The 22231-nt window shown below is 70.9% G+C and carries 26 protein-coding genes; 23 read left to right on the top strand and 3 right to left on the bottom strand.

What is annotated here, in order from left to right; genetic code table 11:
- Nucleotides 1–6: 6 nt before the first annotated feature.
- The 3 genes from D7Y21_RS18870 to D7Y21_RS18860 all read right to left on the bottom strand — a co-directional run bounded on the left by D7Y21_RS18870 (nt 7) and on the right by D7Y21_RS18860 (nt 2235).
- Nucleotides 7–687 carry a winged helix-turn-helix domain-containing protein gene (locus tag D7Y21_RS18870; protein WP_120567738.1) on the bottom strand — a complete coding sequence of 227 codons (681 nt, stop codon included), beginning with the start codon at nt 685–687 and terminating at the stop codon, nt 7–9.
- A gap of 133 nt (nt 688–820) precedes the next feature.
- Nucleotides 821–1309, bottom strand: a complete 489-nt coding sequence (locus tag D7Y21_RS18865; protein WP_121714822.1) for a hypothetical protein — start codon at nt 1307–1309, stop codon at nt 821–823.
- On the bottom strand, nt 1306–2235 hold the full coding sequence (locus tag D7Y21_RS18860; RefSeq protein WP_121714820.1) for a hypothetical protein: 930 nt from the start codon (nt 2233–2235) through the stop codon (nt 1306–1308). Before D7Y21_RS18860 ends, D7Y21_RS18865 begins: the two co-directional genes overlap by 4 nt.
- 128 nt (nt 2236–2363) lie before the next feature.
- Here D7Y21_RS18860 and D7Y21_RS18855 point away from each other — a divergent pair, with 128 nt between their 5' ends.
- The 23 genes from D7Y21_RS18855 to D7Y21_RS18745 form a co-directional block, all read left to right on the top strand.
- Nucleotides 2364–2963 carry a DUF177 domain-containing protein gene (locus D7Y21_RS18855; RefSeq protein WP_121714818.1) on the top strand — a complete coding sequence of 200 codons (600 nt, stop codon included), beginning with the start codon at nt 2364–2366 and terminating at the stop codon, nt 2961–2963.
- Nucleotides 2964–3021: 58 nt separating this feature from the next.
- Nucleotides 3022–3210: a 50S ribosomal protein L32 gene (gene rpmF / locus D7Y21_RS18850; RefSeq protein WP_014395447.1), complete on the top strand. Its 189-nt coding sequence runs from the start codon at nt 3022–3024 to the stop codon at nt 3208–3210.
- Between the two features lie 20 nt (nt 3211–3230).
- Nucleotides 3231–4292: a phosphate acyltransferase PlsX gene (plsX, locus tag D7Y21_RS18845; protein ID WP_121714816.1), complete on the top strand. Its 1062-nt coding sequence runs from the start codon at nt 3231–3233 to the stop codon at nt 4290–4292.
- A gap of 12 nt (nt 4293–4304) precedes the next feature.
- Entirely contained in the window at nt 4305–5339 is a 1035-nt protein-coding gene (locus tag D7Y21_RS18840) for a beta-ketoacyl-ACP synthase III (RefSeq protein WP_199735444.1), read from the top strand.
- A 28-nt stretch (nt 5340–5367) separates the two neighbouring features.
- Nucleotides 5368–6306 (top strand): ACP S-malonyltransferase, encoded by a 939-nt coding sequence (gene fabD / locus D7Y21_RS18835; protein WP_120567732.1) that lies wholly within the window; start codon nt 5368–5370, stop codon nt 6304–6306.
- Nucleotides 6303–7052 carry a 3-oxoacyl-[acyl-carrier-protein] reductase gene (gene fabG, locus D7Y21_RS18830; RefSeq protein ID WP_120567731.1) on the top strand — a complete coding sequence of 250 codons (750 nt, stop codon included), beginning with the start codon at nt 6303–6305 and terminating at the stop codon, nt 7050–7052. Before fabD ends, fabG begins: the two co-directional genes overlap by 4 nt.
- Nucleotides 7053–7158: 106 nt before the next feature.
- Complete coding sequence (acpP, locus tag D7Y21_RS18825; protein WP_014395452.1) at nt 7159–7407, top strand: acyl carrier protein; 249 nt, start codon at nt 7159–7161, stop codon at nt 7405–7407.
- An 86-nt stretch (nt 7408–7493) separates the two neighbouring features.
- Nucleotides 7494–8750, top strand: coding sequence for a beta-ketoacyl-ACP synthase II (fabF, locus tag D7Y21_RS18820; RefSeq protein WP_120567730.1), 1257 nt, complete (start codon nt 7494–7496; stop codon nt 8748–8750).
- A gap of 103 nt (nt 8751–8853) precedes the next feature.
- Nucleotides 8854–9300, top strand: coding sequence for a ribose 5-phosphate isomerase B (gene rpiB, locus D7Y21_RS18815; protein WP_120567729.1), 447 nt, complete (start codon nt 8854–8856; stop codon nt 9298–9300).
- A 59-nt stretch (nt 9301–9359) separates the two neighbouring features.
- Nucleotides 9360–10616 (top strand): serine hydroxymethyltransferase, encoded by a 1257-nt coding sequence (gene glyA, locus D7Y21_RS18810; RefSeq protein ID WP_120567728.1) that lies wholly within the window; start codon nt 9360–9362, stop codon nt 10614–10616.
- 9 nt (nt 10617–10625) lie between these two features.
- A complete protein-coding gene (nrdR, locus tag D7Y21_RS18805; protein WP_120556172.1) occupies nt 10626–11129 on the top strand; it encodes a transcriptional regulator NrdR in 504 nt (167 codons plus the stop codon).
- A 10-nt stretch (nt 11130–11139) separates the two neighbouring features.
- Complete coding sequence (gene ribD, locus D7Y21_RS18800) at nt 11140–12303, top strand: bifunctional diaminohydroxyphosphoribosylaminopyrimidine deaminase/5-amino-6-(5-phosphoribosylamino)uracil reductase RibD (protein ID WP_121714812.1); 1164 nt, start codon at nt 11140–11142, stop codon at nt 12301–12303.
- A 40-nt stretch (nt 12304–12343) separates the two neighbouring features.
- Nucleotides 12344–13009, top strand: a complete 666-nt coding sequence (locus D7Y21_RS18795; RefSeq protein ID WP_120567726.1) for a riboflavin synthase — start codon at nt 12344–12346, stop codon at nt 13007–13009.
- A gap of 27 nt (nt 13010–13036) precedes the next feature.
- A complete protein-coding gene (ribE, locus tag D7Y21_RS18790) occupies nt 13037–13537 on the top strand; it encodes a 6,7-dimethyl-8-ribityllumazine synthase (RefSeq protein WP_120567725.1) in 501 nt (166 codons plus the stop codon).
- 5 nt (nt 13538–13542) lie between these two features.
- The gene (nusB, locus tag D7Y21_RS18785; protein WP_120567724.1) at nt 13543–13968 is read left to right on the top strand and encodes a transcription antitermination factor NusB; all 426 of its coding nucleotides are present in this window, start codon (nt 13543–13545) and stop codon (nt 13966–13968) included.
- Nucleotides 13965–14456 carry a M17 family peptidase N-terminal domain-containing protein gene (locus tag D7Y21_RS18780; RefSeq protein ID WP_120567723.1) on the top strand — a complete coding sequence of 164 codons (492 nt, stop codon included), beginning with the start codon at nt 13965–13967 and terminating at the stop codon, nt 14454–14456. The genes nusB and D7Y21_RS18780 overlap by 4 nt, the downstream gene beginning before the upstream one ends.
- A gap of 54 nt (nt 14457–14510) precedes the next feature.
- Nucleotides 14511–14885 (top strand): response regulator, encoded by a 375-nt coding sequence (locus D7Y21_RS18775; protein WP_120567722.1) that lies wholly within the window; start codon nt 14511–14513, stop codon nt 14883–14885.
- Entirely contained in the window at nt 14882–17131 is a 2250-nt protein-coding gene (locus D7Y21_RS18770; protein ID WP_120567721.1) for a chemotaxis protein CheA, read from the top strand. The genes D7Y21_RS18775 and D7Y21_RS18770 overlap by 4 nt, the downstream gene beginning before the upstream one ends.
- 34 nt (nt 17132–17165) lie before the next feature.
- Nucleotides 17166–17729, top strand: a complete 564-nt coding sequence (locus D7Y21_RS18765; RefSeq protein WP_120567720.1) for a chemotaxis protein CheW — start codon at nt 17166–17168, stop codon at nt 17727–17729.
- Complete coding sequence (locus D7Y21_RS18760; RefSeq protein ID WP_120567719.1) at nt 17726–18253, top strand: chemotaxis protein CheW; 528 nt, start codon at nt 17726–17728, stop codon at nt 18251–18253. Before D7Y21_RS18765 ends, D7Y21_RS18760 begins: the two co-directional genes overlap by 4 nt.
- Before the next feature lie 251 nt (nt 18254–18504).
- Complete coding sequence (locus D7Y21_RS18755) at nt 18505–20496, top strand: HEAT repeat domain-containing protein (RefSeq protein WP_120567718.1); 1992 nt, start codon at nt 18505–18507, stop codon at nt 20494–20496.
- Nucleotides 20497–20509: 13 nt separating this feature from the next.
- Nucleotides 20510–21382: a protein-glutamate O-methyltransferase CheR gene (locus D7Y21_RS18750; RefSeq protein WP_199735443.1), complete on the top strand. Its 873-nt coding sequence runs from the start codon at nt 20510–20512 to the stop codon at nt 21380–21382.
- The coding region (locus tag D7Y21_RS18745; RefSeq protein ID WP_121714810.1) for a chemotaxis protein CheB at nt 21382–22231 on the top strand (850 nt) is incomplete at its 3' end. The genes D7Y21_RS18750 and D7Y21_RS18745, both read left to right, overlap by 1 nt.

Raw genomic sequence — 22231 nt, 5'->3', positions numbered from 1 at the left:
GCGGCCTCACGGAGGGCTGAGCTTGTAGCCCACGCCGCGCACGGTCTCGATGATGTCGCCCGCGGGGCCCAGCTTCTCGCGCAGGCGCTTGATGTGCGTGTCCACGGTGCGCGTGTGGATTTCGGCCTGGATGCCCCAGACGTCGGACAGGAGCACCTCGCGCGTCTGCACGCGGTCGCTTCGCTCCAAAAGCGTGCGCAGCAGGCGGAACTCCAGCGCGGTGAGGATGATCTCCTCGCCCTTCACCCGCACCTGGTGGCGCGACGTGTCCAGGCTGATGTCGCCCGCGGCCAGCACCGCGGCGGGGCCTTCCTCCGCGTCCGCGCGGCGCAGCACGGCCTTCACGCGCAAGAGCAATTCGCGCACGGAGAAGGGCTTCACCACGTAGTCGTCCGCGCCCAGCTCCAGCCCCTGGATGCGGTCGGCCTCCTGGCCCTTGGCGCTGACGATGACGACCGCGGCCTTCTTCAGCTCCGCGTCGCTCTTGAGCATGCGCAAGACTTCACCGCCTGCCACGTCCGGCAGCATCAAGTCCAACAGCACCAGGTCCGGAGGGTGGGCCCGAGCCCGGGCCAGTCCCCCCGCGCCGGTGTTCGCCGTGTCCGTTTCGAAGCCCGCCGCGCGGAGGTTGTAGTCGACGAGTCCGGCCAGGTCCTGCTCGTCCTCGATGATGAGGATGCGCGCCATGAAGGTGCTCCCGCGAAGGGATGGAATGCGTGGCGTCCCGTAACAGATTCGTTCCGGCACGCCCGGGACATCCATGTGACATCCATGCACCATGTCCGCCCGCCTCCCCGCCAGGGGGCCAGCGCTTGGGGCGTCAGCGCGGAAACACCGGGTCGCAGGACTGCGCGGTCAGCTCGATGGGAGCCGCCACCAGGGTCGCGTTGGTGCCGGAGTTCACCACGCGCAGGTAGTTGCAGGAACTGCCCAGGAAGCGGGTGGGCGTGTCGGCCGTCAGCGCCTCGATGACGAGCGCGTAGTCGCGGCCCACCGGCACGTCCACCGAGAGCCCCATGGCCGCGCCACCGGGGGCCGAGGCGAAGCGCAGCGTGCGCCCCGTGTTGCCGTCCACGTCCTTCAACTCCAGCAGGTCGTCCGGGGACACCTGGGAGGACAGGCAGGTGCGCTGCAGCTCCGTGCAGTTGCGCTTCGTGCCGTCCTTCAGCACCGCCACCTGGTAGGCGCCCACCTGACTGGCGACGGCGCGGCTCAAGGTGATGTCCAGGCCCAGCGGCAGGGCCTCCGGCGCGGCGTCCGGGCCGCAGCCGGAGAGCAGCGCGAGCATCAGCAGGGTGGGGCGTCTCATGGCGCGGCGTCCTCCACGCGGATGGTGATGGGCACCCGGCCGCGCTCCTCCGAAGAGGACAGGGCCACCACGCCGGCCGTGCCCCCAATGGCCACCGCGCCCACGGCCACCCAGAGCCAGGGGCTCTTGTACCAGGGGCGGCTGGTCCCTTCCGTCAGGGCCGTGGCGGGCGCGGACCGCGACGCCACCTGGAAGAGGAGCGGATGGAACGGGTCCCCGCGTCCGGCGAGCCGCCGCTGCGCCGCGTCCACGACCTCGAAGTAGTACTCCACCTCATAGGGCGTGGACTCCACCGGCAGCTCGTACGCGGGCAGCACCGCGAGGTAGTGATCGGCCCGGGAGCGGTCGCGCACGAAGTCCACCGACGAGAAGCCCTGCGCCCCGGCGCGCCGGTAGAAGAGCCGGGCCCGTGCGCCCAGCGCCATGTCCCGGAGGACGGCGTCCACCTCCACGCGGTCTCCTGGCGCCGGGTCCGGGATGGGGTCCACCTCCAGGGTGACGGGGTGGACGCGGCGGTGGCGCAGGTCCTCCTTCAACTTCGCGAAGAGGTCGCGGACCTTCGGCGGCGCGGAGCGGGACAGCTCGAAGTCCGGCCGGGCCTGGAGCAGCTTCTCGTACGCCCCGCGCGCCAGGGCCTCGTCGCCCAGGTAGAGGGCGGTGAGCCCCTGCAGGCGGTAGAGCTCCACCAGCTCGTCGTCCGTGACGTCGGGCGCATCCAGCCCGCCCTGCACCACACCCAGGGCCTCCTGGAAGCGGCCGGCCTCCAAAAGTTCCTTCGCGGAGTCGATGGCGGGGCTCGTGGGGCCCAGCTGGAAGAGGAGGGGAGACGGGGGAGGGGGCACACGGGCCTGAGCCGGCAGGGCGAGCGTCAGCCCGAGCCCCCAGGCGCAGAGTGCGCCCCGCCAACCTCGGGCGGGGGTGCGCATCAGATGGAAAGCTAGCAGAGCGGTGTTGAGTGGATCCACGCGGCACGGCTCGCGAGTCCAACCCGGCGTGTTGACTGAAGGGGGGAGTCCCTCTATGTTGCGCGCCCTTTTGCCGGGAAGCCTTGTAGATGGTCGTAAAGATTGAACAAATCAAAGAAGCGGGGCTGACGCTCGACGAGCCCATCGCTCCTGGCCTCCTCAAGGAGGCCCTGGAAGGCCCGGGGTCCGGCGAGGACACCGGCTTTCAGGCGACCGCTCCGTCCACGCTCCACGCCACCCTGCGCAAGCTCAGCGGCGGCGTGCTGCTGAATGGCAAGTTCACCGTCCACCTGGGCGCGCCCTGCAAGCGCTGCCTCGCGGACGTGAAGCTGGACCTGCCCGTGTCCTTCACCATCAACCTGGTGCCGGAGTCCCTGGCCCGGGGGGATGACTTCAAGGACGACGACGAGAAGGTCATGGAGAAGAAGGAACGCACCCAGGGTGAATCCGGGGGCACCTTCGAACTGGACGACACGGACGAGCAGGTTTTCGATGGCAAGACGATCGATCTGGATCCAATCATCCGGGAACAGGTATTGCTCGCGCTCCCGATGAGCGCGGTCTGTCGGGAAGACTGCCAGGGGCTCTGCTCGCAATGCGGCCAGAACCTCAATGAAAAGAAGTGCGGCTGCGAGCCGAAGGTCGTGGACCCTCGACTGTCGCCGCTGAAGAACATCAAGCTGAACTGACGGTCCCTATGCCCCTCGCAGGTCGCGAGGGGGGACGGGTCCGATGCCGAGGTGAGCCGTGGGAGTTCCCAAGAAGCGGACGTCGAAGATGCGCCGGGACCGTCGTCGGGCCGGCAACAACAACCTGCGGACCCCCGTGCAGGTCATCAAGTGCTCCAAGTGCAAGGAGCCCGTGATGCCGCACCGCGCCTGCGCGGCCTGTGGCAACTACGGTGGCCGTGAGGTCATCGCGACCGCCGCGGAGTAGTTGAAAGCGGAAGGCTGCCGGTGCGGCTCGTCCTCGACGCGATGGGTGGCGACCACGCCCCCGACGCCGTCGTGGACGGGGGCGTGCTGTTCGCGCGAGCGTATCCCGGGCACGAACTCGTGCTGGTCGGGGACGCCACGCGTGTACGCCCTGTCCTGGAGCGCGCCGGCGCGCCTCCCAACATCCACCTCCACCACGCGTCCGAAGTGGTGGAGATGGACGACCCCGCGACCGCCGCGTTCCGGCGCAAGCGGGACTCCTCGCTCCGGGTGGGCTTCGAGCTCGTCCGGCAAGGGGAGGCGTCCGCCTTCGTGTCGGCGGGCAACTCCGGCGCGGTGATGGCCGGTGGCATGTTGACGCTCGGCCGGATCCCCGGCGTGGAGCGTCCGGCCATCGCGGCCCTGTTCCCGGCCCTGAAGGGCGAAGGCCGCTGTCTGCTGCTGGACGCGGGCGCCAACGTGGACTGCCGCCCCTCGCACCTGGCCCAGTTCGCCGTGCTCGGCGAGGCCTATTCGCGCACGCGCCTGGGCGTGAAGCGCCCCCGGGTGGCGGTGCTCTCCAACGGCGAGGAGGACTCCAAGGGCACGCAGCTCACGCGGGAGGCGAGCGCCCTGTTGCGCCGCTCGGACCTGGAGTTCGTGGGCTACGTGGAGGGCAAGGACCTGTTCTCCGGCGACGTGGAGGTCGTCGTGACGGACGGCTTCACCGGCAACATCGTCCTGAAAACCTCCGAGGGCGTGGGCATGGGCATCACCGGCCTCCTGCGCTCCGCCATCGAGAAGCGCGGCGGCCTGCCGGAGAAGCTGGGCGCGCTCCTGCTCAAGCCCACCCTGCTGGGGCTGCGCCGCGTCATGGACTACGCCGAATACGGCGGCGCGCCGCTCCTGGGTCTCCAGGGAGTGGGCGTCGTCGCGCACGGCCGCTCCTCCCCCCGCGCCATCCACAACGCGCTCGTCACCACGCTGCAGCATGTGCGCGCGGGCGTGCAGGAAGAGCTGACGCGCTGCATTGCCAACGCCGCCGCCTGGCTTCCTCCCCACCAGCGGGGAAGGAAGGCGGACGGGGACGAAGGGGCCGATTAGAGCGCGCCGGCCATGCGTTGGACTCCGACGACTCCGGAGGCCTCGTTGGCACGCACGCACATCATCGGAACCGGTTCCTATGCTCCCGCGCGGGTCCTGACCAACCAGGACCTGGAGCGCCTGGTGGACACCAGCGACACGTGGATCCGCGAGCGCACCGGCATCCAGGAGCGCAGGCAGGCCGCCCCTGATGAGGCGACGAGCGACCTGGCGGTGAACGCCTCCCGCCACGCGCTGGAGATGGCGGGCGTGGCGCCCGGCGACCTGGACCTCATCATCGTGGGCACCGTCACCGCGGACATGCCCATGCCGTCCTGCGCCGCGCTGGTGCAGTCGAAGCTGGGCGCGAAGCGCGCCTTCGCCTTCGACGTGTCCGCCGCATGCGCCGGCGGACTGTACGCGCTGAGCGTGGCGGACCAGTTCGTGCGCTCGGGGCAGGTGAAGCGCGCGCTCGTCGTGGGCGCGGACCTGCTCACCCGCGCGGTGGATTGGACGGACCGCAACACCTGCGTCCTCTTCGGGGACGGCGCGGGCGCCCTGGTGTTGGCGGCGGAACAGGACGCGGAGGAAGACGCCATGGCGCCGCGCGGCATCCTCTCCACCCACCTGCGCACCGACGGCGACCTCGCGAACCTGCTCTGCATCCCCGCCGGTGGCTCGCGCACCCCCGTCACCGCGGACAACGTGGATGCAAATCTTCACAAGCTCAAGATGAACGGGAAGGAAGTGTTCCGCTTCGCGGTGCGCGCGTTGGTGGAATCCACCCAGGCTTCATTGGGGGCCCACGGAATGGATACGACGCAGGTGGACCATGTCATCGCCCATCAGGCGAACCTGCGAATCCTGGAAGCCGTGATGGAACGGCTGGAGATTCCCAAGGAAAAATGCTGGCTCAACCTGCACAAGTACGGCAACACGTCGTCCGCCTCGCTGCCCATGTCGCTGGATGAGGCGCAGCGCGCCGGCCGCCTCAAGCGCGGGGATGTCATCGCGATGATGGCCATTGGCGCGGGGATGGCGTGGGGCAGCGCGGTGGTGCGCTGGTAGGCAGGACGACACAAGGAAGGACCGCAACATGGCGAAGGTCGCGTTCGTGTTTCCCGGGCAGGGCAGTCAGGCCGTGGGGATGGGCAAGGACCTCTACGAGCAGTTCCCCGAAGCGCGGGCCGTCTTCGACGCCGTGGACGACGCGCTGCACGAGAAGCTCTCCACCTCCTGCTTCGAGGGCCCGGAAGAGGCGCTGAAGCTCACCGCCAACACCCAGCCGGCCATCCTCACGGTGTCGGCCGCGGTTCACGCGGTGTTCCAGAAGCGCGGCCCGGCCCCCGCGTTCGTCGCGGGCCACTCGCTGGGCGAGTACTCCGCGCTGGTGGCCGCGGGCGCCATGGACCTCCAGGACGCGGCGCGGGCGGTGCGCGCGCGCGGCACCTTCATGCAGGAGGCGGTGCCCGTGGGCACGGGCGGCATGGCCGTCATCCTGGGCCTCACCCCGGACGCGGTGAAGGCCGCCTGCGACGCCGCGGCGGAAGGGCAGGTCGTCTCCCCGGCCAACTACAACTCGCCCGAGCAGACGGTCATCGCGGGCCACGCGGCCGCGGTGGAGCGCGCGGGCGCGAAGTGCAAGGAGGCCGGGGCCAAGCGCGTCATGCCGCTGCCCGTCTCCGCGCCCTTCCACTGCTCGCTGATGGACCCCGTGAAGCCGCGCCTGGCGGAGGTGCTGGCGGGCGTGCGCATCCAGGCGCCGTCCGTGCCGGTGGTGAGCAACGTGGAGGCCAGGCCCAACGCGGACGCCTCCCGCGTGGTGCCGCTCCTGCTGGAGCAGGTGAGCGCGCCGGTGCGTTGGATTGAGTGCGTGGAGTCGCTGAAGGCGAACGGCGTCACTCACGTGGTGGAGCTGGGGCCGGGCAAGGTGCTGGGCGGCCTCATCAAGCGCATCACCAAGGACATCGAATCGTTCAACGTCGAGAACGCCGCGACCCTGGAGAAGGTGCTCGCCGCGTTGGGGGCAGCATGAGCGGCTTCAAGGACAAGGTGGTGCTGGTGACGGGCGGCTCGCGCGGCATCGGCCGGGCGTGCGCGCAGGCCTTCGCCAAGGCGGGCGCGTCCACCGTGGTCATCAGCTACGTGGGCAACGAGGCCGCCGCGCAGGAGACGGTGGGCCTGCTCCAGCAGGCGGGCGCGAAGGCGGAGGCCGTGAAGTTCGACCTGGCGGACACCGCCGCGTGCGCGGGCGCCATTGACGGCGTCGTCAAGGCGCACGGCCGGCTGGATGTGCTGGTGAACAACGCGGGCATGGCCATTGACGGCCTGGTGATGCGCGTCAAGGACGAGGACTGGGACCGGCAGCTGGACACCAACCTCCGGGGCGCCTTCGCGCTCATCCGCGCCGCCAGCCGGCCCATGATGAAGCAGCGCTCCGGCGCCATCATCAACATCACCTCGGTCGTGGGGGAGATGGGCAACCCGGGGCAGGCGGCCTACTCGGCGGCCAAGGCGGGGCTCATCGGCCTGACCAAGTCGGTGGCCAAGGAGCTGGCCACCCGGAGCATCCGCGTCAATGCCGTGTCCCCCGGGTTCATCGGGACCGACATGACGTCGCACCTGGACGACGAGCTGCGGCAGAAGATGGTGGGCGGCATCGCGCTCGGCCGCCTGGGCAACCCGGAGGAGGTCGCCGGGGCCGTGGTGTTCCTCGCGAGTGATGCGGCGTCCTACATCACCGGCGAGGTCCTGAAGGTCAACGGCGGCATGTACATGTAAGCCAAGGTTGGATTGCCGCCGGGCGTGGGATATACCGCGCCCGCCTTGAAGACGGCCCGCGACTCAAAACGGCGGGCCCCATCTGTAGCTGGAGGGTTCTGCACGTATGTCCACCACCGCAACCGACGTGGAAACCAAGATCAAGTCCATCATCGCCGACCAGCTCGGTGTGGGTGAGGATGAGATCAAGCCCGAGTCGTCCTTCATCGAAGACCTGGGCGCGGACAGCCTCGACATCGTCGAGCTGGTCATGGCGATGGAAGAGGAGTTCGAGGTCGAGATTCCGGACGACGAGGCGGAGAACATCAAGACCGTCGGCGACGCCGTGAACTACGTGAAGACCCACAAGAAGTAGGCAGTCGCGACACCCGGAAGTCCGGGGCCTGGGGGAGCGTCCTCACCGGCGCTTCCACGCCCCATCGCGGTCAGCGGAGAAGAACAGTGTCAAACCGTCGAGTCGTCATCACCGGCACCGGCATCATTTCTGCGCTGGGCACCGGCACCGAGAAGAACTGGCAGGCGATGCTGGCCGGGCAGTCCGGTATCAGCACGATCACCCGTTTCGACCTGGGGAAGCTCGACGCGCGCATCGCGGGCGAGGTGAAGGACTTCCAGCCCGAGCAGTTCATCGACAGGCGCGAAGTGCGCCGGATGGACCTGTTCGCCCAGTACGCGATGGCCGCGGCCGACATGGCGGTGAAGGAGTCGGGCCTGCCCATCGGCCCGGACGCGCCCCATGGTTACAGCCCTGAGCGCGTGGGTGTCATCGTGGGCTCCGGCATCGGCGGCATCTCCTCTCTTGAGGAGCAGCACCGCAAGGGGCTGGAGAAGGGGTTCGACCGGCTGTCGCCCTTCTTCATCATCCAGATGATCGTCAACATGGCGCCTGGGCTCATCTCCATGCGCTACAACTGCAAGGGCCCCAACTGGGCCCCGGTGTCCGCGTGCGCCACCAGCGCGCACGCCATCGGCGAGGCCTGGAAGTCCATCCGCCTGGGTGAGACGGACGCGGCCATCGCCGGCGGCGCGGAAGCGGCCATCACGCCCCTGGGCATGGGCGGCTTCTCCGTGATGAAGGCCCTGTCCACGCGCAACGACGACCCGGCGCGCGCCAGCCGTCCCTTCGACAAGGAGCGCGACGGCTTCGTGATGGGCGAGGGCGCGGGCATCGTCATCCTGGAGGAGATGGAGGCCGCGAAGAAGCGCGGCGCCAACATCCTGGCGGAGGTGGTGGGGTACGGCGCCAACTCGGACGCGTACCACGTCACCCAGCCGGCCCCGGAGGGCGAGGGCGCGGCGCGCTGCATGCGCCTGGCTCTGGCGTCCGCGGGCATGCGGCCGGACGAGGTGGGCTACGTCAACGCCCACGGCACGTCCACGCCGTTCAACGACGCGAACGAGACCAAGGCCCTGAAGGCCGTGTTCGGCGACCACGCGCGCAAGCTGGCGGTGTCGTCCACCAAGTCCATGACGGGCCACATGCTCGGCGCGGCGGGTGGCGCGGAGGCGGTGGTGAGCGTGCAGGTGCTCACCAAGAACGTGCTGCCGCCCACGATCAACATGACGTCGCCGGACCCGGACTGCGACCTGGACTACGTGCCCAACACGGCGCGCGACGCCCGCGTCGACGCGGTGATGAGCAACTCGTTCGGCTTCGGCGGCACCAACGCGGTGCTGGTGTTCAAGCGCTTCGCCTGACGGCCATCCGGCCCGCTGCTCCCGGTGACGGGCAGCGGCGGGCAGGGGCCCTCCTTCCCGGCCCCGCCCTCACGGCGCGGGCCCCGCCTCCCGGAGTCCGGCCGTGAAAGTCATCCTCGCCTCCGACCATGCGGGCATCGAGCTGCGCCAGGAGCTGGTGGCGCTCCTGAAGGAGCGCGGCGCCGACTTCCAGGACCTGGGCCCCCAGACGCGTGAGTCCGTGGACTACCCGGACTTCGCCTCGCAGGTGGCCCGCCAGGTGGTGGCGGAAGAGGGCACGCTGGGTGTGCTGGTGTGCGGCACCGGCATCGGGATGAGCATCGTGGCCAACAAGCACCGGGGCATCCGGGCGGCCCTTTGCACCACCGAGTTCGAGGCGCGGATGACCCGCGCGCACAACGACGCCAACGTGTTGTGCCTGGGCCAGCGCGTGGTGGGCGCGGGCGTGGCGCGCGGCATCCTGGAGGCCTTCCTCTCCACCGCCTTCGAGGGCGGCCGCCACGAGAAGCGCGTCCAGAAGATTCGCGACGTCGAGGCCCAGCAGCGCTGACGGGCTTCGCAGGCGTCCCTCAAGCAGTCCCCTTCGTTCGTACGCCAGGAGGCAACACCATGGAGAACACCCGCACGCTGTCCCAGGTGGATCCTGAAATCGCCCAGGTGCTCCGGCACGAGACGGAGCGTCAGGAGGAGGGGCTGGAGCTCATCGCCTCGGAGAACTTCGTCAGCCCCGCGGTGATGGAGGCGGTGGGCTCCGTGCTCACCAACAAGTACGCGGAAGGCTACCCCGGCAAGCGCTACTACGGCGGCTGCGAGGTGGTGGACGTGGCGGAGACCCTGGCCATCGCGCGCGCGAAGGAGCTGTTCGGCGCGGACGCGGTGAACGTGCAGGCGCACTCCGGCAGCCAGGCCAACATGGGCGCCTTCATGGCGCTGATGAAGCCGGGCGAGACCATGCTGTCGCTGGACCTGAACTCCGGCGGGCACCTCACCCACGGCGCGTCGTTCAACTTCTCCGGCAAGCTCTACAAGGTCGTCCACTACGGCCTGTCCCGCGACACGGAGACCATCGACTTCGCGCAGGTGGAGTCGCTGGCCCTGGAGCACAAGCCCAAGGTGCTGGTGGTGGGCGCGAGCGCGTACCCGCGCACGCTCGACTTCGCGAAGTTCCGCGAAATCGCCGACAAGGTGGGCGCCGCCATGCTGGTGGACATGGCCCACATCGCGGGCCTGGTGGCCGCGGGCGTGCACCCGTCGCCGGTGCCCTTCGCCGAAATCGTCACCACGACCACGCACAAGACGCTGCGCGGCCCGCGTGGCGGCATGGTGCTCAGCCGTGAGGCCTTCGCGAAGACCATCAACAGCCAGATCTTCCCCGGCATCCAGGGCGGCCCGCTGATGCACGCCATCGCGGGCAAGGCGGTGGCCTTCAAGGAGGCGTTGTCGCCGGAGTTCAAGACGTACCAGAAGCAGATTGTGTCCAACGCGCAGGCGCTGGCGGAGGCGCTGAAGTCCGCGGGCCTGCGGCTGTGCTCGGGCGGCACGGACAACCACCTGATGCTGGTGGACCTGCGCGCCAAGAAGCTCACCGGCAAGGTGGCCGAGGACGTGCTGGGCAAGGCGGGCATCACGGTCAACAAGAACATGATCCCCTTCGACCCGGAGAAGCCCACGACGACCTCCGGCGTCCGGGTGGGCACCCCGGCCATCACCACGCGAGGCATGCGCGAGGCGGAGATGGCGGTGGTGGGCCGGCTCATCGGCCAGGCGCTGGACGCCGCGCAGGACGACGCGGCGCTCGCGCGGGTCAAGGGGCAGGTGAAGGAGTTGGCGCAGGGCTTCCCGCTGTACGCCTCGCGGTTGAAGTAACCCAAGCCCGTGCGCTGCCCCTTCTGTCAGGACCCGGAGAACAAGGTCATCGACTCGCGCGAGTCGCACGAGGGCTCCGTCATCCGGCGGCGCCGCGAGTGCCTGGCCTGCAAGCGCCGCTTCACCACGTATGAGCGGGTGGAGGAGCTCTACCCGCTCATCGTGAAGAAGGACGGGCGCCGCGAGGCCTTCGACCGCGAGAAGATGCTCAACGGCCTGAAGAAGGCGTGTGAGAAGCGCCCGGTGTCCGCCGCGCAGCTGGAGGCGACGGTGGAGGACATCGAGCGGATGCTCCAGGGGATGGGGGAGAAAGAGGTTCCCTCCTCATCCATTGGCGAGCACGTGATGCGGCGGTTACAGCAACTGGACGAGGTGGCGTACGTGCGCTTCGCATCCGTGTACCGCAGCTTCCGGGACATCTCCGAGTTCATGCACGAGCTGAAGGACCTGCTCGAGGACCAGGAGCGTGAGCGCAAGGCGAAGCCGCCTGTGACTCCGCCCAAGGACGGTTAGGAAGGGCGGTATGCGCTTGCTCACGCGGTCACGGTTGCAGGCGGTGAAGACGCCCCGCTCCAAGCGCGCGGCGGACTTCGACCACGCGGTGGCCGAGTTCTTCATGCGCATCGCCCTGGAGGAGGCCGCCAAGGGCCTGGGCCGCACCAGCCCCAACCCCGTCGTGGGCGCGGTGCTGGTGAAGGGCGGGCGCATCATCGCGCGCGGCCACCACAAGAAGGCCGGCACGGCGCACGCGGAGGTCGTCGCGCTGGAGGCCGCGGGCTCCAAGGCGCGCGGCGCGGACCTCTACACGACGCTGGAGCCGTGCGACCACTACGGGCGCACCCCGCCGTGCAGCCTGGCGGTGCTGGAGGCCGGTGTGCGGCGCGTGTTCAGCGCGTCCTCGGACCCGAATCCGCTCGTCAGTGGCAAGGGGCTCAACCGGCTCAAGCGCGGCGGCGTGGCGGTGGTGACGCACGTCCTCAAGGACGAGGCGGACGCGCTCAACCGGCCCTTCTTCAAGATGATGCGCACGGGCCTGCCGTGGGTGACGCTCAAGGCCGCGGTGACGCTGGATGGGAAGATCGCCGCGCCTTCGGGTGACTCGAAGTGGGTGACGGGCGAGGCTTCGCGCGCGTGGGTGCACCGGCTGCGCAACCAGGTGGACGCCATCCTCGTGGGCGCGAACACCGTGCGCATGGATGACCCGCAGCTCACCACGCGGCTGCCCGGCGGCGGGGGCAAGGACCCGGTGCGCGTGGTGGTGGACTCGCACCTCAAGCTGTCCCCGGGGCACACCGTCTTCACGCAGCGCAGCCCCGCGCGCACCGTCATCGCCACGCTGGAGGACCCGGAGGGCCGGCGCGCCCGGCGCTTCCTGGCCCAGGGCGTGGAGGTGTGGAACGTGCGCGCGAAGCAGGACCGCGTGGACCTGAAGGCCGTCCTCAAGCGCGTGAAGAAGGAAGGCCTCAACCACGTGCTCGTGGAGGGCGGCGCGGGCCTGTACGGCACGCTGCTTCGCGAGCACCTGGCGGATGCGCTCGCCCTGTTCCTCGCTCCCAAGCTGGTGGGGGCCGGGGGCCTGTCGTGGGCGGGCGAGCTGGGCGTGAAGGACATGGCCCATGCCCTGGCCGTGAAGGACCTGACGATGGAGAAGGTGGGGGACGACGTCCTCCTGCGCGCGCTGCTCTGAAGGCCAGCGCCCGGACAGGGCTTCCGTTAAGGTTCCGGCCATGTTCACCGGACTCATCCAGGACACTGGCACCGTCACCCGCGTCACCACCGGCGCGATGACCGACTTCTGGATTCGCACCTCGCTGGGAGCGGAGGCCTTCGCCCTGGGTGAATCCATCGCCGTGGACGGCGCGTGCCTCACGGTGGTGGAGAAGGGCGGGGACACCTTCCGCGTGCAGGCCGCCCCGGAGACGCTGCGGCGCACCACCCTGGGGGCCCGGAAGACGGGCGACCGGGTGAACCTGGAGCGGGCGCTCGCCCTGGGGGACCGGCTGGGCGGACACCTGGTGTCGGGCCACGTGGACGCCGTCAGTGAAGTGCTGGAGACGTACGCGGAGGGCGGCTCGTGGGTGATGGTGTTCCGGCTGCCCCCGGAATTGGCGCCCTGCTTCATCGAGAAGGGCTCCGTCACCATCGACGGCATCAGCCTCACGGTGAACGCGGTGGAGACGGACCGCTTCCGGGTGCAGCTGATTCCGGAGACCCAGGAGCGCACCACCCTGCACGGCAAGGGGCCCGGGGCCCGGGTGAACCTGGAGGGCGACCTCATTGGCAAGTACGTGGCCCGGCTGTACGCCCTCCGGGGCGCCCCGGAAGCCGCCGCCCAGGGAGCGGGGCTGACGGAGGCGGTGGTGCGAGCGGCGGGTTTCAGCCCTCGCGGGTAGGGGCGCAGGTGGTGTAAGGAGCGCGCCATGCCTCGCTATTTCGAAGGGGATTTCCTCCCCCCCCAGGGCCGGTTCGCCATCTGCGTGTCCCGGTTCAACAGCTTCATCACGGAGGAGCTCTTGAAGGGCGCCGTGGACACCCTGGTGCGCCATGGCGTGAAGGACGACGCCATCGACGTGTACCGCTGCCCCGGCACCTATGAGCTGCCCGGCCTCACCCGCCGCGTGTCGGAGGGTGGCCAGTACGCAGGCATCGTCGTCCTGGGCGCGGTGATTCGCGGCGGCACCCCCCACTTCGACTACGTGGCGGGCGAGTGCGCCAAGGGCATTGGTTCGGTGGCGTTCAGCGCGGCGTCCGGTACGAAGCCGGCGGCGGTGACGTTTGGCGTCCTCACGTGCGATACCGTGGAGCAGGCCATCGACCGGGCGGGCGTGAAGGCGGGCAACAAGGGCGCGGAGGCCACGCTGGCCTGCATCGAGATGGTCAACCTCTTCGCGCGCATGTCTGGCGCGGAGCGAAAGGGCTAACCGCGATGGGCGCGCGCAGAACGGCACGAGAGCGGGCGCTGCAGGCGCTCTACAAGTTGGAGATGACCCAGGGCGCCACCACGCGGGAGGCCCTGGACGCGGCGTGGGCTGCCTCCGCGGAGGACGGCACCCCGGAGCCGGACGCGGTGAAGTTCGCCAAGGAGATCGTGGAGGGCGTGGAGGCCCACCGCGAGGAGATTGACGGGCTCATCGAACGCCACAGCCACAACTGGCGCATCGACCGCATGTCCCGCATCGACCGCAACGTCCTGCGGCTGGGCATCTTCGAATTGAAGTACCGCCCGGACATCCCCCGCAAGGTGACCATCAACGAGGCGGTGGAGCTGGGGAAGAACTTCGGCAACGAGGAGTCGAGCGCCTTCGTCAACGGACTCCTGGACCGCGTCGCGGTGGCGCTCGGGAAGCCGTGAGCCAGACGCAGACCCTGGACGTGGGCCTGGAGGGCCTGGACGCGCTGAACGGGGTGGACGCCCTCTGCCTTTTCGTGGCCGAGGACGACCGCCCCCTGCCGTCCTCCGCCGGCTACGTGGACTGGCGGCTGTGCGGCGCCCTGTCGCGCGTGCTCCAGGGTGGGTTCTTCACCGGCGTGAAGGACGACTGGCTCCTGTTGCCGTCGGACGGGAAGCTGACCGTGCCGCGCATCTTCGTGGTGGGGCTGGGCTCCCGGAAGCGCCTGGACGCGGCCTCGCTGGGAGAGGCGCTGGCGGGCGCGGCGAAGGTCTTGAGCCGCGCGAAGGTGGAGTCGGTGGCCTTGGAGGTGCCCCAGGGGTCTTCCCTGAGCGACTCCGCCCGTGCGGAGGCGTACCAGCGGCAGTTCCTGCCCGCGTTCAAGGGGGGACGGGTGTCCCTCCTCGCGGACAAGGGCCTTGTCGGGTCGCTGTCATCCCGGAAGGGTTGACGCGCAGCGGCCAGACAGGGGTTCTGCTAGCATCCAGCCCTTGAGGCGCGCGCGATGAAGTTCAAGGTGTTGATCGTCGAGGACTCCAAGGTGTCGCGCGAGCACATCGCCGCGACCGTGGAGGCCGTGGACGGCGTCGAGGCCGTCACCACGGCCAGCGGCTTCGAGGCGCTGAAGCTGCTGCCGCGCCAGCGCTTCGACCTCATCATCACCGACATCAACATGCCCGACATCAACGGGCTGGAACTCATCAACTTCGTCAAGAAGAACCCCAACTACCGGGACGTGCCGCTCATCATCGTCACCACCGAGGGGCGTGAGCAGGACCGCTCGCGAGGCATGGCGCTGGGCGCCGCCGGCTACCTGGTGAAGCCCTTCCAGCCGGCGGACCTGGAGGCGCTCCTGCGGCGCTTCCTGAAGCCGCTGTGACACCCGGGGGCAAGGCGCTCGCGGAGTTCGTCGCCGAGGCCACCGAAATCCTGGATGCGCTGGGCCGCGACCTGCTGGCGCTCGACGAGGCGCGGGGCCTGGAGGCGGACCCCGAGCACATCAACGGCATCTTCCGCGCGGCGCACTCGCTCAAAGGCCTGTCGGGCCTCTTCGGCCAGGAGCGCATCAGCCAGTTGGCGCACGCGGCGGAGGACCTGCTGGACCGGCTGCGGCTGGGCCGGCTGACGCTGGACGACCAGGTCCTGGACACGCTGGTGGACGCGCTGGACACGTTCCAGGCGCTGCTCGGAGAGGCGTCCCGGAGCGAGGAGGGCCCCGAGCTCTCCCAGCGCACCCGCGACATGGAGGACCGCATGGCGCGGCTGGGGTCGCCCCCGCCCGCCGTGGAAGAGGATCCGCTGGAGCGGCTGGAGCTGGACGCGGCGGTGCGCGCCGTCTTCACCGAGTACGAGGAGCACCGGCTGCGCGAGAACGTGCGGCGCGGGGTGGCGCTGTGGCGGGTGCGCGCGGCGTTCGACCTCACGGACTTCGACCAGGGGCTCGCGGACCTGAACGCGCGCCTCAAGCCCCTGGGCGAGGTCATCAGCACGCTGCCTTCGTCGCGGCCGGGGGGGCTCAACGGCATCGCGTTCGACCTCATCTTTGGCGCGAAGGTGGGGGCGCTGGCGCTGGAGGATGGCCTCCGGGGCTCGCCCGCGGAGCTGGCTCCGCTGTCCGTCCGGCCGCCGGAAGTGGGCTCGACGGGGCCCGCGTTCGACGCGCCTGCGCCTCGCGATGCCGCGGCCGTGCGCGAGGACGTCGAGGTCCTGCCTCCTGACGCGGACGAAGCCGGGGGCGACGAGGACGCCGAGTCGCCGGTGGAGACCACGAGCCTCGCGACCGTGCATGCGCACCCGGGGGCAAATCCTCCGCGCATGCGGGCGGTGACGCCTCCGGTCACGGTGGTGGGGCTCCAGGCCGCCGCGTCCGCGCCGATTCCCGCGGGCCGTCCCAAGGCGGAAGAGACGTCCCTGCGCTCGCTCACGCAGACGGTGCGCGTGGACATCGGGCGGTTGGACGGCCTCATCAACATGGTGGGCGAGCTGCTGCTCATCAAGGCCAACCTCCAGCGGCTGGCGGAGACGTCCCGGCAGGACGGCACCCTCGCGCTGTCCAAGCTCTTTGGTCAGGAGCTGTCGCGGGAGACGCGGCAGCTGGAGCGCAAGCTGGAGGCGCTCCAGGAGGGGCTGCTCGAAGCGCGCATGGTCCCGGTGGGCCAGGTCTTCGACAAGCTGGCGCGGCTGGTGCGGAAGATTGCCCGCGAGGCCGGCAAGGAGATCGACTTCGTCAGCTCCGGCGGCGAGGTGGAGCTGGACAAGCTCATCGTGGAGGAGCTCAGCGATCCGCTGATGCACCTCATCCGCAACGCCATCGACCACGGCGCGGAGGGCCCGGAGGCGCGGCTCGGCGCGGGCAAGCCCCGGCGCGCGACGGTCCGGCTGCGCGCGGAGCAGAAGGGCAACCACGTCGTCATCAGCGTGTCCGACGACGGCTCGGGCATCGACGAGGTGCGCGTGCGCGAGGTGGCGCTGTCGCGCGGGCTCGTCACGTCGTCGCAGGTCAGTGAGATGACGCGGCGCGAGCTGCTCAACCTCATCTTCCTGCCGGGCTTCTCCACCCGCTCCAGCGTCAGCTCGCTCTCTGGAAGAGGCGTGGGCCTGGACGTGGTGAAGAACAACCTGGGCAACCTCTCCGGCATCATCGACGTGTGGAGCGAGCGCGGGAAGGGCACGGCCTTCCACCTGACGCTGCCGGTGACGCTGGCCATCGTGCGCGCGCTGGTGGTGGGCGTCAGCGGACGCACCTACGCGGTGCCGCTCAACAGCGTGCTGGAGATCCTGTCCGTGCAGCCGCGCGACATCCGCACCGTGGAGCGGCGCGAGGTGTTGGACCTGCGCGGACAGACGCTGCCCTTCCTGCGGCTGGGGCGCCTGTTCCACCTGCCGGAGCGCGAGGTGAGCCGCCACTTCGTCGTCGTGGTGGGCCTGGCGCAGCAGCGGCTGGGCATCGCGGTGGACGAGCTGTTCGGCCAGCAGGACATCGTCACCAAGCCCCTGGGCGGCCGGCTGAGCCGCGTGAAGGGCATCTCCGGCGCCACCGACCTGGGCAACCGCCGCACCGTCCTGGTGCTGGATGTCGCGGAACTCCTGGAAGAGGGCATCGCGCAGGAGCGCCGCCGCGCTTGAGGCGTCCGCGCCGGGGGCTGCTATCCTCCCGGGCGTGTCCCGTTTCGAAGCCCTGCTCGACGCGTTCTTCTACCGCCCGGACGAGGACGTCGGCGGCCTGCTGGACTTCGCCGCGGGCAGTGACGACCTGGCGCAGCCGCAGCTGGAGGAGGAGCCCGTCGAGTACCTGGCCTTCCGCCTGGAGGCGGAGTGCTACGCGGTGCCCATCCTCGCGGTGAGGGAGATCTGCAAGGTGCCGCTGCTCACGGAGATTCCGCGCGCGGAGCCGCAGCTGCTGGGCGTGATGAACCTGCGCGGGGAGCTGTTGCCCGTCTACGACGTGAAGCTGCGGCTGCGGCTGGCGGACGAGCCGCCGGTGGTGGCGGGGCCGGACGCGGGCCTGCCGCCCCGGGCCGCGCGCATCCTGGTGCTCAGGACAGCGGACGGTCCCGCGGGCGTATGGGTGGACTCGGTGGCGGGCGTGGTGCGGCTCAAGCCGTCCATGGTGGAGCTGTCGCCCGCGGGGATCCGTGGAGACAGGGACTGCGTGGCGGGGCTGGGGCGCAAGGGCTCGCAGCTCTACATCCTGTTGGATCCAGAGCAGGCGCTCGCCCCATGACGGACCCCGTGAACCTGCTGGCCCGCCGCCCGCGCGGTGAGCGGGCCCCCGAGACGCCCACGGCCGACGCGGAGGTGCAGCTGTGCGCCTTCTTCGTGGGCAACGAGGAGTACGTCCTGGACATCATGCGCGTGGAGGAGATCCTCCCGCCCCAGCGCGTGATTCCCATCCCGCACGCGCCCGCCTTCGTGGAGGGCGTGTTGCACCTGCGCGGCGCGATGCTGCCCGTGGTGGACCTGCGGCGGCGCCTGCTGGGGGAGCCCGCGCAGGAGACGCGGCGCACGCGGCTGCTCGTGTGCCGGCTGGGGACGCGGCGCGTGGTGACGCGGGTGGACCGCGTGGCGGAGGTGCTGCGTGTGCGCCGGTGTGACATCAAGCCCGCGCCTGCGCTCATGGCCGGGGGCCGCACGCCGTTCGTGGTGGGTGTGTGCGGGCCGCCGGAGCGGCTGCGGCTGCTGTTGGACCTGAAGGCGCTCCTGCGCGCGGAGCTGGAGCGCGACTCCCGCACGCCGCCCGCTGGCTGAGCGCCCCCTGGGCACGGTGCTGGGGGGCCATTCCCTCGGGCTCTTCCGCCAGGAGGGCTGGGACGCGGGGCCCCTGGCGCACCGAGTCGCATTCCATGCCTTGGACACGAAGGGTGGGAAGGTGAACGTTTCCATCCGGCGCGGGGCCGCCCACCGGCGGTGGGAGCAGCCTCGCGGGACGCGACTCCTCCAGCGGCTTCAAGCAGGATGCGGACATCCCGAGGAACACCAACCCCGAAGGAGGACGGCGGATGAGCGACACGGTGCGGTCCCCCGCGGGGCAGGAGGAGGTGCGGTATCGGGCACTGCAGGCGGTGGATCCTCGCGCGCCTGGCGCCCTGGAGACCCTCACCACCGGCCTGCATGACGAGAGCTGGCGCGTGCGCCACGCGGCGGCGGAGGGGCTGCGCCACGTGCCGGATGCGCCGGGCGTCACCGCGCGGCTCATCTCCGTCCTGGGAGAACGCGGCGAGACGGGCGCGCGCAACGCGGCGGCCGAGGCCCTGTCCGGAATGGGGCCGGTGGCGATACCTCCGCTGGTGCACCTGCTGGAGCACGAGGATCCGGATCAGCGAAAGCTGGCGGCGGACATCCTGGGCCAGCTGGGCCGCCCGGAGGTGGAGGACGTGCTCCTGCGCGCGCTCTCCGACGACGACCTCAACGTGCGCGTGGCGGCCGCGGAGGCGCTGGGCCGGATGGGTGGGGACGCCGCGGCGAGGGCACTGGAAGACCTGCTGGACGCGCCCACGCCCCTGTTGCGGCTGGCCGCGCTGGAGGGGCTCGCGTCGCTCAAGCGCGCACCCCCGTTGGCGCGGGTGATGGCGCTGGTGGAGGACCCGGGGGTGCAGCGCAGCGCCCTGCGGCTGTTGGGCCTGTACGCGCCGGGCGTGTCCACGGAGCGCATCTGCCGGGCGCTGGCGTCGCCGGTGCGCTCGGTTCGCGAGGCGGCGCTCGTCGCGCTGGGGAAGCAGGCCGTGGGGCTGGGCCCGTACGAGCGCGGTGAGCTGGATGCCGTGGCGCGCTCGGTGCTGAGCGGCATCCCAGGTGTGACGGCGCACGTGGCGCAGGCCCTGGACGGCGATGACGTCCGGGTGCGGGCCGGCGCGCTGGTGGCGGCCGGAGCGCTGGGCGAAGCGTCGCTCGCGGTGGCGGTGGCGGAGGTGGCGCGCGAGGACCGGCTGTTGCGCGAGGTGCTCTTCACGCTGGGCCAGCTGGGGCCGGAGGGCCGGCGCCTGCTGCTCGGGAGCATGGGCACGCTGTCGCTGCCCGCGCGCACCGTGGCGGCGGAGGCGCTGGTGCTGCTCGTTGACTCGACGTCGGTGCCGGAGCTGTGCGCGCTCCTGGAGTGGGCGGAGGACGACCTGCGCGCGGTGGTGGTGCGCGCGCTGGGGCGCACGCACTCGCCGGACGCCGTGGCGCCGTTGGTGGAGCTGCTCTCGGACCCCGTGCTGTCGGGCATGGCGGCGCGAGCGCTGGAGCAGCTGACCGTGGCCCACCCGCTGGATGCGCTGGCCGCGCTGGAGGCGGCGGTGGAGCAGCGCACGACGCCCGCGGCGGTGGCGGTGCTGGGCCGGCTGGGTGGCGCGAGGGTGTTGCCCGTGCTGCGGCGGATTGCCCGCGATGAAGACGCTTCCTGGCGCGCGGCCGCGGTGGAGGCCGCGGGCCGGGCGGACGGCGAGGCCGGCCTGGAGCTGGCGCGCGGTGCGCTGGCGGACGAGTCCCCCAAGGTGCGCATCGCCGCGGTGCGCTCCCTGGGGCTGCAGGGCGGCAGGGAGGCCGCGACGTTCCTGGGGCTCGCGCTGAAGGACGAGGACCGCGGCGTGCGAGTGGCCGCGGTGGAGGCCGTGGGCGCGGCGGGCGCGAAGGAGCGCTCACCGGACCTGGAGGCGCTGGTGCGCCACGGCGATGGTGCGCTCGCGATGCTGGCGGTGCGCGCGCTGACGAAGCTGGGGACGGTGGGCGCGGGCGTGCTGTGGGACGCGCTCAGCCATCACGACGCGGAGGTGGTGAAGGCGGCGTTGCCGGCGCTGGGGTCGGCGGGGGCCTCGGCGGATGGGGCCGCGCTGGCGATGTCGCTCCTGGGCCATCCCCGCTGGGACGTGCGGGCGGCCGCGGCTCGCGTGCTGGGCGGAATGGGGCGGCCGGAGTGCCTGCCCGTGCTCCAACAGGCGATGGCGGTGGAGCAGGACGCGCTGGCCCAGGTGGCGCTGGCGGAAGCGGTCGTCCGGTTGTCGCGGCGCTGAGGGGAGGACTCGGATGCCACGCTTCGACGAGGGCCGCCCGGAGATGACGCTGGAGGAGTTCCGGCTGCTGCGCGACCACGTCTACGCGCACTGCGGAATCCTCATCCACGAGAACATGAAGTTCGTGATGGAGCGCCGGCTGTGGCCCCGGCTGGAGGCGCTGGGGATCCAGGACTTCGGCTCCTATCACCGCTACCTTCGCTACGACGCGCAGCGCAGCGCGGAGCTGGAAGCGGCGGTGGAGTCCCTCACCACGCACGAGACCTACTTCTTCCGCGAACCCGCGCAGCTCAAGGCCTTCTGCGAGGAGCTGATCCCCATCCTGGAGAAGCGCAACGCGCACACGCGGCGGCTGCGGCTGTGGTCGGCGGGGTGTTCCTCCGGCGAAGAGGCGTACACGCTGGCCATGCTGCTCAAGGAGAGCGGCCGCTTCGACGACTGGGACGTGGAGGTGCTGGGCACGGACCTGTCGCGCCGAGTGCTGGCCGTGGCCCGCCGCGCCGAGTACGGCCCCAGCGCCCTGCGCGCGACACCGCCGGACTTGCTGGAGCGCTACTTCGTGCCCGTGGGCGTGAACCGCGTCCGCGTGCGCGACGACGTGAAGGCGTGGGTGAACTTCGGCCACCACAACCTGTCGGACGTGGCGGGCAGCCAGCTGGTGCCGCGCTCGGACGTCGTCTTCTGCCGCAACGTGATGATCTACTTCGACCTGGCCGCGCGCCGCCGCGTGCTGGGCGTCATCCGCGACCGGCTCTGTCCCGGGGGCTACCTGCTCCTGGGCCACGCGGAGAACCTGCTCAGCCTGGGCGCGGACTTCGAGCTGGTGCACCTGAAGGGCGACCTCGTCTACCGCCGGCCCGAGTTTCCGGGCGGGGAGGGCCGCTGATGGCACGCCCGCTCACGGTGCTCATCATCGACGACTCGGCCACCAACCGCCGCACGCTCACCACGCTGCTGGAGTCCTCCGCGGAGGTGATGGTGCTGGACTGGGCCCAGGACGGCGAGGAGGGGCTCAAGAAGGTCCTGGACCTGAAGCCCGACGTGGTGACGCTGGACCTGGAGATGCCCCGGTTGGGAGGCCACACCTTCCTGCGGCTGCTCATGCGCGCGGCGCCCACGCCCGTCATCGTCATCTCCAGCTATTCGCACCGCTCGGACGTGGGCAAGGCGCTGGAGCTGGGCGCGTTCGACTTCATCGCCAAGCCGCCCCAGGGCACGCCCGCGGCGTTGGAGCACCTGCGGCGCGAGCTGATCGACAAGGTGCTCGCGGCGCGCCACGTGAAGTCCGGGGGACGCCACGGGGCCTCGCTGCGCGGCTCCGTGCTGTCGGGGGATGTGCCGCAGGTCATCGCCGTGGGCGCGTCCACGGGCGGGCCTCCCGCGGTGCAGCGGCTCCTGGAGGGACTGGCCACCGAGCCGACCGTCAGCGTGCTGGTGGGCCAGCACATGCCGTCGCAGTTCACCAAGGCCTTCGCGGAGCGGTTGGACCGCATCGGTCCCTTCACGGTGACGGAGGCGTGCGAGGGCGACGTGGTGAAGCCGGGCCACGTCTACATCGCGCCGGGAGGCCGCCACCTGGTGCTGTCGGACCGCACCGGGCGCCTGGAGCTGCGCACGCCGTCGCCGGTGCCCGCGGACAAGTACGCACCGTCGGTGGACCGGCTCTTCGAGAGCGCGGCGGACGTGCTGGGCCCGCGCGCGGTGGCGGTGGTGCTGACGGGGATGGGGGCGGATG

The sequence above is a fragment of the Corallococcus sp. AB045 genome (assembly GCF_003668895.1).
In the GTDB taxonomy this organism is placed as follows: domain Bacteria; phylum Myxococcota; class Myxococcia; order Myxococcales; family Myxococcaceae; genus Corallococcus; species Corallococcus coralloides.
The sequence above is the reverse complement of the archived record's forward strand: the minus strand, read 5'-3'. Positions and strand labels throughout refer to the sequence as shown.